The 13,274-nt window shown below is 45.8% G+C and carries 13 protein-coding genes; 11 read left to right on the forward strand and 2 right to left on the reverse strand.

Annotated features, from left to right (window positions below):
• Positions 1 to 64: 64 nt before the first annotated feature.
• The 11 genes from AC2CG4_RS02485 (at position 65) to rpoS (ending at position 10,343) form a co-directional block, all read left to right on the forward strand.
• On the forward strand, positions 65 to 541 hold the full coding sequence (locus AC2CG4_RS02485; protein WP_484484749.1) for a regulatory protein RecX: 477 nt from the start codon (positions 65 to 67) through the stop codon (positions 539 to 541).
• Between the two features lie 218 nt (positions 542 to 759).
• On the forward strand, positions 760 to 2,379 hold the full coding sequence (gene pyrG / locus AC2CG4_RS02490; protein WP_484484750.1) for a CTP synthase: 1,620 nt from the start codon (positions 760 to 762) through the stop codon (positions 2,377 to 2,379).
• 78 nt (positions 2,380 to 2,457) lie between these two features.
• Positions 2,458 to 3,309, forward strand: a complete 852-nt coding sequence (gene kdsA / locus AC2CG4_RS02495) for a 3-deoxy-8-phosphooctulonate synthase (protein WP_484484751.1) — start codon at positions 2,458 to 2,460, stop codon at positions 3,307 to 3,309.
• Between the two features lie 59 nt (positions 3,310 to 3,368).
• Entirely contained in the window at positions 3,369 to 4,658 is a 1,290-nt protein-coding gene (gene eno / locus AC2CG4_RS02500) for a phosphopyruvate hydratase (RefSeq protein ID WP_484484752.1), read from the forward strand.
• Positions 4,659 to 4,751: 93 nt separating this feature from the next.
• On the forward strand, positions 4,752 to 5,030 hold the full coding sequence (locus AC2CG4_RS02505; RefSeq protein WP_062067145.1) for a septum formation initiator family protein: 279 nt from the start codon (positions 4,752 to 4,754) through the stop codon (positions 5,028 to 5,030).
• A 48-nt stretch (positions 5,031 to 5,078) separates the two neighbouring features.
• On the forward strand, positions 5,079 to 5,807 hold the full coding sequence (gene ispD / locus AC2CG4_RS02510) for a 2-C-methyl-D-erythritol 4-phosphate cytidylyltransferase (protein ID WP_484484753.1): 729 nt from the start codon (positions 5,079 to 5,081) through the stop codon (positions 5,805 to 5,807).
• A 27-nt stretch (positions 5,808 to 5,834) separates the two neighbouring features.
• On the forward strand, positions 5,835 to 6,311 hold the full coding sequence (ispF, locus tag AC2CG4_RS02515) for a 2-C-methyl-D-erythritol 2,4-cyclodiphosphate synthase (RefSeq protein ID WP_484484856.1): 477 nt from the start codon (positions 5,835 to 5,837) through the stop codon (positions 6,309 to 6,311).
• A gap of 76 nt (positions 6,312 to 6,387) precedes the next feature.
• Positions 6,388 to 7,368, forward strand: coding sequence for a tRNA pseudouridine(13) synthase TruD (gene truD / locus AC2CG4_RS02520; RefSeq protein ID WP_484484754.1), 981 nt, complete (start codon positions 6,388 to 6,390; stop codon positions 7,366 to 7,368).
• Between the two features lie 113 nt (positions 7,369 to 7,481).
• A complete protein-coding gene (locus AC2CG4_RS02525; protein ID WP_484484755.1) occupies positions 7,482 to 8,156 on the forward strand; it encodes a protein-L-isoaspartate(D-aspartate) O-methyltransferase in 675 nt (224 codons plus the stop codon).
• A gap of 266 nt (positions 8,157 to 8,422) precedes the next feature.
• Positions 8,423 to 9,196 (forward strand): peptidoglycan DD-metalloendopeptidase family protein, encoded by a 774-nt coding sequence (locus AC2CG4_RS02530; RefSeq protein WP_484484857.1) that lies wholly within the window; start codon positions 8,423 to 8,425, stop codon positions 9,194 to 9,196.
• A 145-nt stretch (positions 9,197 to 9,341) separates the two neighbouring features.
• Positions 9,342 to 10,343: an RNA polymerase sigma factor RpoS gene (rpoS, locus tag AC2CG4_RS02535; protein WP_484484756.1), complete on the forward strand. Its 1,002-nt coding sequence runs from the start codon at positions 9,342 to 9,344 to the stop codon at positions 10,341 to 10,343.
• Between the two features lie 326 nt (positions 10,344 to 10,669).
• On the opposite strand, the gene AC2CG4_RS02540 is transcribed toward rpoS, so the two are convergent.
• Both AC2CG4_RS02540 and lnt read right to left on the reverse strand, forming a co-directional pair.
• Positions 10,670 to 11,629, reverse strand: coding sequence for a bifunctional transcriptional activator/DNA repair enzyme AdaA (locus AC2CG4_RS02540; RefSeq protein ID WP_484484757.1), 960 nt, complete (start codon positions 11,627 to 11,629; stop codon positions 10,670 to 10,672).
• An 87-nt stretch (positions 11,630 to 11,716) separates the two neighbouring features.
• Positions 11,717 to 13,270 carry an apolipoprotein N-acyltransferase gene (lnt, locus tag AC2CG4_RS02545; RefSeq protein ID WP_484484758.1) on the reverse strand — a complete coding sequence of 518 codons (1,554 nt, stop codon included), beginning with the start codon at positions 13,268 to 13,270 and terminating at the stop codon, positions 11,717 to 11,719.
• Between the last annotated feature and the right edge of the window lie 4 nt (positions 13,271 to 13,274).

Raw genomic sequence — 13,274 nt, forward strand, 5'->3', positions numbered from 1 at the left:
GCGCGAGTACCTTTATCCAAGTGGCCGCGTTTGCGGCCATTTTTATGGGGGCATAGTTATCCTTATGCAGCAAGCACCATTTACACTCAGTGATATTCGCTTTAGTGCTATGAGCTTTTTGGCGCTGCGTGAACACTCCGTAAAAGAGTTAAAAGAAAAGCTGGGGCGAAAATTTTCATCTTCGGAGCTGATTGATAAGGCTGTTAGTGGGTTGGTTGAGCAGAACCTGCAATCAGATGAGCGTTTCTGTCAGGCCTTTGTATCCATGCGTCAACGGCAGGGCAAAGGCCCTGTTGTAATCAAAATGGAGCTGCGTGAAAAGGGTGTTGCCCCTGAGCTGATTGCCCAATTTGTCGATGATGCGGACTCTTTGTGGTTTGAGCTCGTACGCGATGTTTGGAGCAGAAAATTCCGTGGCGCCACACCTGCAGATGCCCGCGAGCGAGCCAAGCAGATGCGGTTTTTGCACTCCCGCGGTTTTGCCTCCAAGCATATTCAGGCTGTGTTTGTTGCAGCCTCTGATGTGGATGGTGATTTTTAGACGGTTTTGTTGCTTGTTATTTTGTTGTTTATTTGTCCGAATCCATTCATCAAGGCTCAGGTTTTGATACTTGGGCGAGCTTTTCGTTGAGCCGAAAAGGCCTTTCTGTTACTCTGGCGCCCCGTCCTGAACGATAAATCCCCCCTGCCTCTAACGAGTGCTGCTGTTGGCATTTATCTCCAATCCGCTCCGCATTTTCACAGTTAATCAGGTTTTACATGACGCGCTATATATTCGTAACAGGTGGTGTTGTTTCCTCATTGGGCAAAGGCATCGCCTCGGCTTCTCTCGCGGCTATTCTTGAGGCTCGTGGCCTCAAAGTAACCATTATGAAGCTCGACCCCTATATCAACGTAGATCCGGGCACTATGAGCCCGTTCCAACATGGCGAGGTGTTTGTAACCGAAGATGGTGCCGAGACCGATTTGGACTTGGGGCATTATGAGCGCTTTATTCGCACTAAAATGACTCGCCGTAATAACTTTACCACTGGGCGGGTTTACGAGACCGTTTTACGTAAAGAGCGTCGCGGTGATTATCTTGGTGGCACCGTGCAAGTTATCCCTCATATTACTGATGAGATCAAGCGCCGTATCCTTGAGGGTGGCCGCGATGTTGATGTCGCGCTGGTTGAGATTGGTGGTACCGTTGGTGATATCGAGTCGCAACCTTTCCTGGAAGCTGTGCGTCAGTTGAAAGTAGAGATGGGTTCGCGAGCATTGCTGATGCATTTGACTCTGGTGCCTTATATCGCCACTGCCGGTGAGACCAAAACCAAGCCAACCCAGCACTCGGTAAAAGAGCTGCGCTCCATTGGTTTGCAACCCGATATTTTGTTGTGTCGCTCCGAGCGCTTGGTGGATGAAGATTCACGCCGCAAAATCTCCTTGTTTACCAACGTTGCTGAGCGCGCAGTTGTGCCGCTTCCCGACGCCGATACAATTTATTCAATTCCACGCTTGCTGCAAAGTTATGGTTTAGATCAAATTGCTGTTGAATTGTTGGGGCTGCAATGTCCTGAAGCTGATTTGAGCGAGTGGGATAAAGTAGTAGAAGGTAAATTGAATCCTGTTAATTCCATTACCATTTCCATGGTTGGTAAATACATGGAATTGTTAGATGCTTATAAATCATTAATAGAAGCATTGACACACGCAGGCATTCATACCCATACCAAAGTAAACATTAATTACATTGATGCTGAACGCGTTGAAAATGAAGGTGTTGGCATTTTAAGTGATGCAGATGCCATCTTGGTTCCAGGCGGATTTGGTGAGCGCGGCGTAGAAGGTAAATTAATGGCCGTGCAATATGCCCGTGAAAACAAAGTGCCTTATCTGGGCATTTGTTTGGGGATGCAATCGGTTGTTATTGAATTTGCGCGCAATGTGCTGGGTCTAAAAGGGGCGAATTCAACCGAGTTTGATCGCAATTCTCCACACCCTGTTATTGGTTTGATTACAGAATGGATCACCTCTGACGGCGAAGTAGAAAAGCGCGATGAGTCTTCCGATCTTGGCGGAACTATGCGTTTAGGTGCGCAGGAGTGTCGTTTGGTCGCTGGTTCAAATGCACGCAATGTTTATGGTGCAGACGTTATTGTTGAGCGTCACCGTCATCGCTATGAAGTGAACAACAATTATGTTGATCAACTACAAAAAGCGGGTTTGAAAATTGGCGGTTGGTCTGCAGATGATACCTTGGTTGAAATGGTCGAGATTCCTGACCACCCTTGGTTTGTGGCATGTCAATTCCACCCGGAATTTACCTCGACACCGCGTGACGGCCACCCATTGTTTACTGCGTTTGTAGCAGCGGCACTGGCAAATAAAAAATAGTTTGAGGGGCGCACATAGCTGCGCCCCTTTTTATACAATTCATCAACGAAAGTTAAAACTATTCTGAAAGGAATACATGTGTCTCAGCAAATTGTAAAAGTGGGCAGTTTGAGCGTTGGCAACTCATTGCCATTTGTATTGTTCGGCGGCATGAATGTACTTGAGTCGCGCGACATGGCGATGCAAGTAGCTGAAGCCTATGTGCGGGCAACTCAAGCACTCGCCATTCCCTACGTTTTTAAAGCCTCGTTTGATAAAGCAAATCGTTCATCGATCCATTCTTATCGCGGTCCTGGTATGGAAGAAGGCTTGAAGATTTTTCAGGAAATCAAACAAACCTTTAATATCCCTGTTATCACCGATGTGCATGAAATTGAACAGTGCAAACCCGTCGCAGAGGTTTGCGATGTGATCCAGTTGCCAGCTTTTCTCGCGCGTCAAACCGATTTGGTTGTCGCTATGGCCAAAACCGGTGCGGTGATTAACATCAAAAAGCCGCAGTTTTTAAGCCCTGGGCAAATGAAAAACATCGTCGAAAAGTTTGGCGAATGCGGCAATGATAAAATCATTCTTTGTGATCGCGGTACCAACTTTGGCTACGACAATTTGGTGGTCGATATGCTCGGTTTCCGCACTATGCGCGAAGTTAGCGGCAATGCTCCGGTGATTTTTGATGTGACCCACTCCCTGCAGTGCCGCGACCCGATGGGCGCAGCGTCTAGCGGCCGCCGTCATCAGGTGGCCGAGTTGGCACGTGCAGGTATGGCAGTTGGTTTGGCTGGTTTATTTTTAGAAGCTCATCCAGATCCTGACAATGCTAAATGCGATGGCCCCAGCGCTTTGCCGCTCGACAAGTTACAGCCTTTCCTGCAGCAAATGAAAATGATTGATGATGTGGTGAAAAATTTTCCACCGCTCGATATTAAGTAGCTTTTTATTAATTAGTAGGCTCTAACTGATTTTGTAGAAACACACTCTGGAGAAAACGAATGACTAAGATTGTTGATATCAAAGCTTTTGAAATTTTGGATAGCCGTGGCAATCCAACCGTTATGGCGGAAGTGATTTTGGAAGATGGTTCTATTGGTTCTGCAACTGCACCATCAGGTGCTTCTACTGGTTCGCGTGAAGCGTTGGAATTACGCGATGGCGATAAATCACGTTATTTGGGCAAAGGTGTTTTAAAAGCAGTTAATAACATCAACACCACCATTAAAAATTTGGTTGTGGGTTTTGATTCGCTTGATCAGCGCGCGCTTGATAACGCTATGATCAAAGCGGATGGCACCGACTTTAAAACCGTGTTGGGTGCAAACGCCATTCTGGCTGTATCTTTGGCAAATGCTAAAGCAGCTGCCATCTCCAAAAAAGTACCACTCTATGCACACATTGCTGACTTGAATGGCACTCCTGGCAAATACTCTATGCCAGTTCCAATGATGAACATCATCAACGGTGGCGAACATGCTGATAACAACGTTGATATTCAAGAGTTTATGGTGCAACCAGTAGGCGCAAAAACTTTTGCTGAAGCTTTGCGTGTTGGCGCTGAGATTTTCCACACCTTGAAAAAAATTCTGCACGACAAAGGTTTGAGCACCTCAGTAGGTGATGAAGGTGGTTTTGCACCAAACCTACCGTCTAACGAAGATGCGTTGAAAATTATCGCTGAAGCAGTAGAGAAAGCTGGCTACAAGCTGGGCGATAACGTTACCTTGGCATTGGATTGCGCCTCTACCGAGTTCTACAAAGATGGAAAATACGATTTGGCTGGCGAAGGCCGTGTATTTACTACTAATGAGTTCTCTGATTATTTGGCTGACTTGGCTGCTAAATACCCAATCATTTCTATCGAAGACGGTAAAGATGAAAGCGACTGGGCTGGCTGGGCTGACTTAACGCAAAAAATTGGTCACAAAATCCAATTGGTTGGTGATGATTTGTTTGTAACCAACACCAAAATTTTGAAAGAGGGCATCGATAAAAAAATCGCTAACTCTATTCTGATCAAGTTTAACCAAATTGGTTCTTTGTCTGAGACGCTTGACGCAATCAAAATGGCGCAAGATGCAGGTTACACTGCCGTTATTTCGCATCGTTCAGGTGAAACCGAAGATACCACCATTGCTGATTTGGCTGTGGCTACTGCAGCGGGTCAGATCAAAACCGGTTCTCTGTGCCGTTCAGATCGCGTATCCAAGTACAACCGTCTGTTGCGCATTGAAGCTGAATTGGGTGCGGCTGCTCCTTATAAAGGCCGTGCAGAATTCAAGTCGTAAACTGATTAAAAAAACAAAGGCCGGTTATTCGGCCTTTGTTTTGTTCAATAATAATCAATTCGCAATTAACGTTTATAAAGATCGCTCAATGTTATGAAATGGCTGCTGGGTGTATTAATAATATTACTTGCCGGGCTGCAATATCGTTTGTGGATTGGCGAGGGTAGTTTGGCGCAAGCGCACCGCTTGGAAGCCGACATTAAACTGCAACAAGCTGAAAATGATCGTATGCGTGAACGTAACCGCATTCTGGACGTTGAAGTAGAAGAGTTAAAAACGGGCCTTGATACTATCGAAGAGCGAGCGCGTAACGATATCGGCCTGATCAAAAAAGACGAAACTTTTTTTATGATTTTGGATGAAGAGCAGTAGTTACCCATAGCTACATTTTTATTAACTATCCAATTTCGATGTCCCCTCATGAATAAGTTGTCATCCCCTCAAACCTCTTCCTACTGGATTATTGTGCCTGCTGCCGGCATCGGTGCGCGAATGGGAGTGAATTGCCCAAAGCAATATTTGTCGCTTGCGGGAAAGACCGTCATTGAGCATACGTTGGAGCGCTTATTAACCTTGCCTAATGTTGCCGGTATTTATTTGGCGCTAGGCGATAGTGATAGTTATTGGGGTGAATTGCCTCTCGCAAAAAATAATCATATCCACCGAGTTGTGGGCGGTGCTGAGCGCTGTAATTCAGTATTAAATGCACTTGATCAGTTGCAAGATAAGGCATCACCTAATGATTGGGTGTTGGTGCATGATGCGGCTCGTCCTTGTGTATATAAGCAGAGTATTTTGCGTTTGATCGAGCAGGTAGGTGATCATCCGGTTGGTGGTATTTTAGGTGTGCCGGTGAGTGACACATTAAAACAAGTTAATAGCTCAGTTATCGATACCACAATTGATCGACGCTTATTATGGCAGGCTCAAACACCGCAAATGTTTCGTTTTGGATTATTGCGTGAGTGTTTGCAGCGTGGATTGGCGGAAGGCCAATTAATTACCGATGAGTCTTCTGCGTTAGAGTTGTATGGTCATCAACCATTAATGGTAAAGGGGCGCAGCGATAATATAAAAATTACTCGCCCGGAAGATTTGGCAATAGCAGCTGTAATTTTGCAGCAGCAAGCCCACCTTATTAATAGTTAAGTACAGTTACGGAATTACTCTATGTCTATGCGAATTGGTCATGGCTATGATGTCCATGCTTTTGGTCCCGGCGATAAAATTGTGATTGGTGGTGTTGTTATTCCGCATCACCATGGTTTAGTAGCTCACTCCGATGGGGACGTGCTGTTGCATGCATTGTGTGATGCATTGTTGGGTGCTGCAGCATTGGGTGATATAGGCAAACATTTTCCCGATACGGATATGCAATACCGCAATGCAGATAGTCGTGCCTTGTTGCGGATGGTGTACGCAAAAGTAAATCAGTTGGGCTGGCGGCTTGCCAACGCGGATATGACAATAGTTGCACAGGCGCCGCGTATGGCGAATTATATTTTTCGTATGGTCGAAACTATTGCTGCGGACTTACAGAGTGAATTAACCCAAGTCAATGTTAAAGCAACAACTACTGAACGCTTGGGTTTTACTGGGCGGGAAGAGGGGATTGCTTGTTATGCTGTAGTCTTGCTTGAAAAATGTAGCTAATCCTGCATTTATATTTTACTTATATATTGTCGATTTTCGGCAATGTGTTTAAAAATTTTATATTGTGAGTTGTATTGTGACTGAGTTTTCACTGGAATTTCCCCGCGCTTATGGTGCGTTAACGGCAACAGCTATTTTTCGTGCGCAACCAGAGGATTTTCAGGTTGATGAAGAATTAGGTTATGTTCCTTCTGGCTCGGGCGAACATGTTTTTTTACATGTGTGTAAGCGCGGCGAAAACACTGCTTGGGTCGCCGGAAAAATTGCTGAGCTTGCTGGTGTCAATGTAACTGATGTGGGTTATTGCGGGCGCAAAGATCGTCACGCAGTAACTGCCCAGTGGTTTAGTGTTTATCTTCCTAAAGCGCCTGAGCCAGATTGGACATTATTGAATACAGAGTCCATCCAACTTTTATCGGTTTCCAGGCATCAAACAAAATTGCGGCGTGGTGAACATCAACAAAATAATTTTGTGATCCGTTTGCGTGAAGTGCAAACAGATGATCGAAGTATACTGCAACAAAAAATCGATAGTGTTTTCACACAGGGTGTTCCCAACTATTTTGGTGAGCAACGTTTTGGTTTAGGTGGAAATAATTTGCAGGAGGCTGAAGCGATTCTTGTTGGTGGAAAACGTTATCGCGATAAACAAAAGCGCGGTCTGATGTTATCTGCAGCACGCTCCTATTTATTTAATCAGGTATTGGCAGCGCGAGTGTTCGCCAAGAACTGGGCTAATCAGATTGACGGTGAAATCAATCCCAACCCATCTGGACCATTGTGGGGCAGGGGGCGACCGTTGGTGTCAGGTGCGTTGCTTGAGTTGGAGCAAAACGCATTGGCTGATTGGGCCGCGTGGTGTGATGGTCTTGAGCATGCCGGCTTATCGCAGGAACGACGTGCTTTGCAATTGATGCCACGCAATGCTCGCTCGGTCTGGGAGGGAGATGACCTCATTTTGTATTTTTCACTGGATGCAGGCGAGTTTGCGACAGCGATTCTGCATGAGTTCGCTGTGCTGCAGTCTCAATCGAATGAGGAGCCTGTTCCCATCTAGCGGGAAATATAAGAACCCGTGCTATAGTTGCTGTTTGGGGTGTTTCAGCGCCAGTGGCTCGTATTGATTTTTGTGTTTGCGTCAGCTGGATATACATAGGAGAAGATCTGAAGATGACCAACTTATTGATGCAAGGTGTAGGTATGACCTCGCTACGCACCCGTGAGCGTCTTATTCAGCGTTTGCGCGATCAGGGCGTAACCAATATGCGGGTGTTGGATGTATTGCTGAATACGCCGCGCCATATTTTTTTGGATGAGGCGCTTTCTCATCGCGCCTATGAGGATACTGCGCTTCCCATTGGCCACGGCCAAACTATTTCGCAACCTTATATTGTTGCGCGTATGACGGAAATATTGTTGGGGGCTGCGGGTGGCAGGCTCAATAAGGTACTGGAGGTTGGTACTGGTTCTGGCTATCAGACTAGTGTTCTCGCCCAATTAGTACCGAACGTATACAGTGTGGAACGAATTAAGCCGCTACAAGATAAAGCGCGCGAGCGCTTGCGCCAATTAGGGTTGCGCAATGTGCAGTTGCGTCACGCAGACGGCGGTTTTGGTTGGCCGGAAGCAGGGCCTTATGACGCCATTCTCAGTACTGCAGCGCCGCAAGCCGTTCCCGATGAGTTGTTAAAGCAGCTTGCGCCAAGTGGCGTTCTGGTTATTCCTATAGGCGGGAGAGAGCAGCAATTGCATTTGATTTTGCGTGATGGTGAGACCGAAAACTATATTACGCAAATATTAGAGCCAGTAAAATTTGTTCCTTTTCTTTCAGGCACTTCCCGTTAATACTTAATCTTAAATCTAAGATTTAAATAGGCGGTGTTACCTGTGAGTCATAATGAATTCAAATCGTGCGTTTTTACTCACTATCGCGGCTTTTTGGTTTCGTTGATTCCTTTTTCGTGCATGTTTTTATAAATATATTAGATAATTTTAAAATAAATTACGATTATTAAGTTCCAAATGGAATAAGGGTGATCAAAAAGCAACCTAAGCTCTTGAGTGATTTCATGTCGGAAGTGTCATCAAATAACCGGGTTAAATCATTAAGGGTGTTCTTAATATCGATCACTTTGCTGCTGGTTACTTCCTGCGCCTCTCATTCTCCTGCTCCTGTATTGGATCGCTCTCAGCGCCTTTCTGATCGTCCTAAGACACATGTAGTTATTGCCGGTGATACCTTGTTCTCTATTGCTTGGCGCTATGGTTTGAAATACGAAATTCTCGCTAAATATAATGGCATTTCTCCACCTTATATTATCAGACCTTCCCAAGTGATTCGCCTTGATATCAATGAGGCTGGGACTCGCAGGGCGGGACCTGCTACTAGTATCGCCAAAGCGTCGAACGCCAATACCAAACGACCTCCAGTAAAGGCAGTAACCAATTTAAACCGTCAAGAAAATAAAACAAACGTTGCAGCTAATAACGCAGGTAAATCACAGGCTTGGGGTGCACCACAATGGCGCTGGCCTGCAACCGGGCCATTATTATCATCATTTCAGGGCAGTAATGCCTTGAATAAGGGTATTGATCTTGGCGGAAAATTGGGAGAGCCTGTGCTGGCGGCGGCAGCTGGACAGGTTGTGTATTCTGGAAGTGGGCTGCGCGGATACGGCAAACTACTAATCGTCAAGCATAATGAAACCTTCCTTAGTGCCTATGCTCACAATGATAGGTTGTTAGTAAAAGAGGGCGATTTTGTTAAAGTTGGACAGAGAATTGCCGATATGGGTTCAAGTGGTACTGATAGAGTAAAGCTTCACTTTGAAATTCGTCGTGATGGTACCCCGGTAGATCCATTAAAGTTTCTGCCACGACGCTAAAGTGTCATATTCATAAGTTAGAACGGGACTTTTGAATAATACCTAAAAACATATGGCATCTATGTGAAAGGTACAGCTTGAGCGAGCTGGATGACTTATAAAAAAGCCAGCCGGTTAAATAAAAATTGATATAAGGGGCTGAAAAATGACTATACAAAATAGGGATACAGCTACATTTGATCGCGATGATGTATTTATTGCTCCAGATGCAGACTTGGATGAAGCAGAATTATTGTTGGCCGAAGAAGATGAGTCTCCCAAGTCTTCATCATCGAGCTCAAGTGAGCGAATCATTGATGATAAGTACAACAAAACACTCGATGCTACCCAGATATATCTAAATGAAATTGGATTTTCCCCTCTGTTGAGTGCCGAAGAAGAAGTGTTCTTCGCGCGCAAAGCTTTAAAGGGCGAAGAGGCAGCGCGTAAGCGTATGATCGAAAGTAATCTTCGTCTAGTTGTAAAAATCTCCCGTCGTTATGTAAACCGTGGATTAGCGCTTCTCGATTTAATTGAGGAGGGGAACTTGGGCTTGATTCGTGCCGTTGAGAAGTTTGATCCAGAGCGTGGCTTCCGTTTTTCAACCTATGCCACTTGGTGGATTCGCCAAACTATCGAACGTGCGATTATGAATCAGACTCGCACAATCCGTTTGCCAATTCATGTTGTTAAAGAGTTGAATATTTATCTGCGTGCAGCGCGCGAGTTATCCCAAAAACTAGATCATGAGCCAACACCGGAAGAAATTGCCAAGTTGCTTGATAGGCCAGTGGCTGATGTTGAGCATATGCTGAGCTTGAATGAGCGCGTTACCTCAATTGACGCCCCCATTGGAAATTCTTCAGACCGCGCGATTGTGGATACCATTGCTGATACTCATGTATCAGATCCGGCGGCACTGTTACAGGATGCGGATTTGACTACCAGTCTTGATCATTGGTTGGATGAGTTAACCGAAAAGCAACGTGAAGTTCTTGCGCGCCGTTTTGGCTTGCGTGGATATGAAGTGAGTACGTTAGAGGAAGTAGGGCTTGAAATAGGCTTGACTCGTGAGCGTGTTCGTCAAATTCAAGTGGAAGCATTGAAACGTCTGCGCGATATAATGGAAAAGCAAGGCTTGGATAGTGCGGCTTTGTTTAGTGTGTAAATAACCAAGCTTCCCCGTTTTTGATTAAAAAAAACCTCGCGCCAAAAGCTCGAGGTTTTTTATTTGCGTTAAAATTCTTTCGTTTTTTGCATGGCCCATAAATGCGCCGCAACAAGGGCGCGCCAAGGTGAAAATGTGTCTAGCCAAGCTTGGGTTGCGTTTGATCGGGCTTTTCAACTGTGTTTAACAATAACACCAAATACCTGATGAGTGCCGCAAGCCTACATGCTGAATTAATATGTGGTGTACAGTCACTGCAGCGCTCACGTTGATTTGTTGGTTGATAACTGCTCATCTCAGCGTTTCAGATGAAGGTCGGCATAAACTTATGATTTTGCGTGTTCTGTTTCCGTCTGTAATAATTTTTGTTTGCGCTCAATACCCCAACGATACCCTGATAAGTTGCCGTCGCTGCGGACTACTCGGTGGCAGGGAATAATGACGGCTATGGTATTGGCAGCGCAAGCACCGGCAACTGCACGTACAGCCTTGGGTGATCCTATCGCTTTTGCTATTTCGGCGTAGCTGCGTGTTTCACCAGCGGGAATTTGCCGTAGTGTTTTCCATACTTGTTGCTGAAACACGGTGCCGCGAATATCTAGCGGCAAATCCACCTTCAGTTGTGGTTGCTCGACAGCACGCATGATCTGCATGGCTATCTTTTGAAATGCTGAATTTCCCATAATAAGTTCTGCGGAGGGAAAGCGTTGTTGCAAATCATCAAGTAGATATTGCGGCTCATCGCCGAGCAATACAGCGCAAATACCTTTTTCGCTTTGTGCGACCAAAATAGTACCGAGTGAGCATTTATCCAGCGCAAAAAAAATTGTCATTGCAGCTAGTTTCCTTGATGTGGGAGCAGGGCGTTCTGTTTTATGGCGGTGAGCTTTGGCGTAGGCCTTGGGGGTTAAGTTCGTTGCTGCTTTAAACAAACGCTGCAGATGATAACTGCTGATGCCTGAATATTCTGCAAGCTGAGCAAGGCTGGGCTCCTGCTCGGAGGATTCAATAAAGCGGCATAGATTGATGATGCGCTGTGTTTGTATCGCATTGCTGCTCAAGTGTTGTGGATGGCAGCGTTTACAGGCGCGAAAGCCTGCTGCTTCTGCCTGAGTGCAATCGGCAAAGAAGCGCACATTGTCGGGATTGGGGCGACGTGACGGGCAGCCAGGGCGGCAGTAAATACCGGTAGTGATAACGGCATACACAAATTGACCGTCAGCGCCTGCATCACCCAATAGCGGCCAGCGTGGGTCAGTAATTGCGTTAGTGGCGGTAGTATTCATGGCAATATTTGGGTGATGGCATTTAGTTTACTTTAGCGGTAAAACTGCCGCACTACATCCCGAGTATTGCTATTGCATTCGAAATACTTATTGTCGTTCCTCGTGCACAGTATCGCGCTTAAGTAATTGCGGCATGCTTAGGCTTAACAGTAGCAGGATTGACAATATAGCGAGTGGTCCGCTGCCGTACACCATGAACGGTGTCCAATCTTTTACAGCATAAATCACACCAGTAAAAGTTTGCGCCTTGAATGAATCGCTGTGGCTGAGGATTTTTCCGTGGTTGTCGATAATCGCGCTGGGGCCATTGTTGGTGCTGTAAACCAGATAGCGGCCTGTCTCAAGTGCGCGCATTTGTACCATTTGCATAAATTGTTTCGACTGAATTGAGTCGAGAAACCAGCCGAGGTTATTCACGCTTAATAGCACTTGTGTTTCTTTCGCTCCTTGGGCGATTAAATCCGGGTAGACAATTTCATAACAAATTGCAGGGGTGATACGGACTCCTTTTGCGATAAGTCCATGCTGGTCTTGTGGCCCCAAATGAATAAATGAAGTGGGCAGGTTAAAAAACTCAATCAGGCCGCGCAATTGATCTTCCAAAGGTACGTATTCGCCAAAAGGAACCAACCGGCGCTTGTGATAAAATCCATAGCCCTCACCTAGCCCTGCGATGGAGTTGTAGTATTTTTGTTTGGCGCGGTCTTCATAAATTACACCGGTAAATAATGCTGAACTGTGTTCGCTGGCTTTGCTGTTCATTTCCTCTAAAAAAGGCAGTGCATCCTGATAGGTAAGCGATGTCGGAATTGCTGCCTCTGGCCAGATTACCCAATCGTTCGTCCATAAATTAGTGCTGAGATCACGCAATTGATCGAGTGCGGCGATAGTGGTGTCCTGATTAAAGCTGAGTTTAGTGCTCTGATCGATATTGGGTTGCACCATGCCGATTTTTATCGGCGCAGTATCTGGCTCTGCCCATGTGATGTTTTTTAAGCTGGTGCCAACAGCCCAAAATGCCGCGCAGCTTAAACTGGCAATAATTAGCGATATTTTTTTTGTTGGTTGGCCTTTTATTTTCCATATCCATTCGGCAAGCACGGCGGCGCTCGTTACAACAATAAAGCTGATGCCCATCACCCCTGTTATTGGCGCCCATCCCGCCAGTGGTGTATCTAAATGCGCATAGCCTATAAATAACCAGGGAAACCCGGTCAACAACCAAGTGCGCATCCATTCTCCAAGTAGCCAGCATGCAGGCAATGCAACAAATAATCCGAGTGAGTGGCGATTAAACCAGCGACCAAAAATATAAAAGGGCAGCATAAAAATACTTGCCATAAAACAAGCAAATATAAAAACCAAAAAACCAGCAAGCATCGGAGATGCGCCGCCGAAGTTATGGATGCTGACATAAATCCAGTGGATGCCTGCGCCGTAAAGCCCTATGCCAAACACGAAGCTGCGCCAGAGAATAGATTTGAGCGATTGTTCTTTTAATAGAAGTGCGAGGGCCGTCAGGCTGAGGAGTGTAATTGGCCAGAAATTGAATGGCGCAAAGCTCAGTGTAATTAATGCGCCGCAGAGTAGTGCGATAAATAGCGCTAAGGGGTTTGGGAGATTGAGGAATTTATCTGGCATAGAT

The sequence above is a fragment of the Cellvibrio sp. ATLC23 genome, assembly GCF_057196725.1.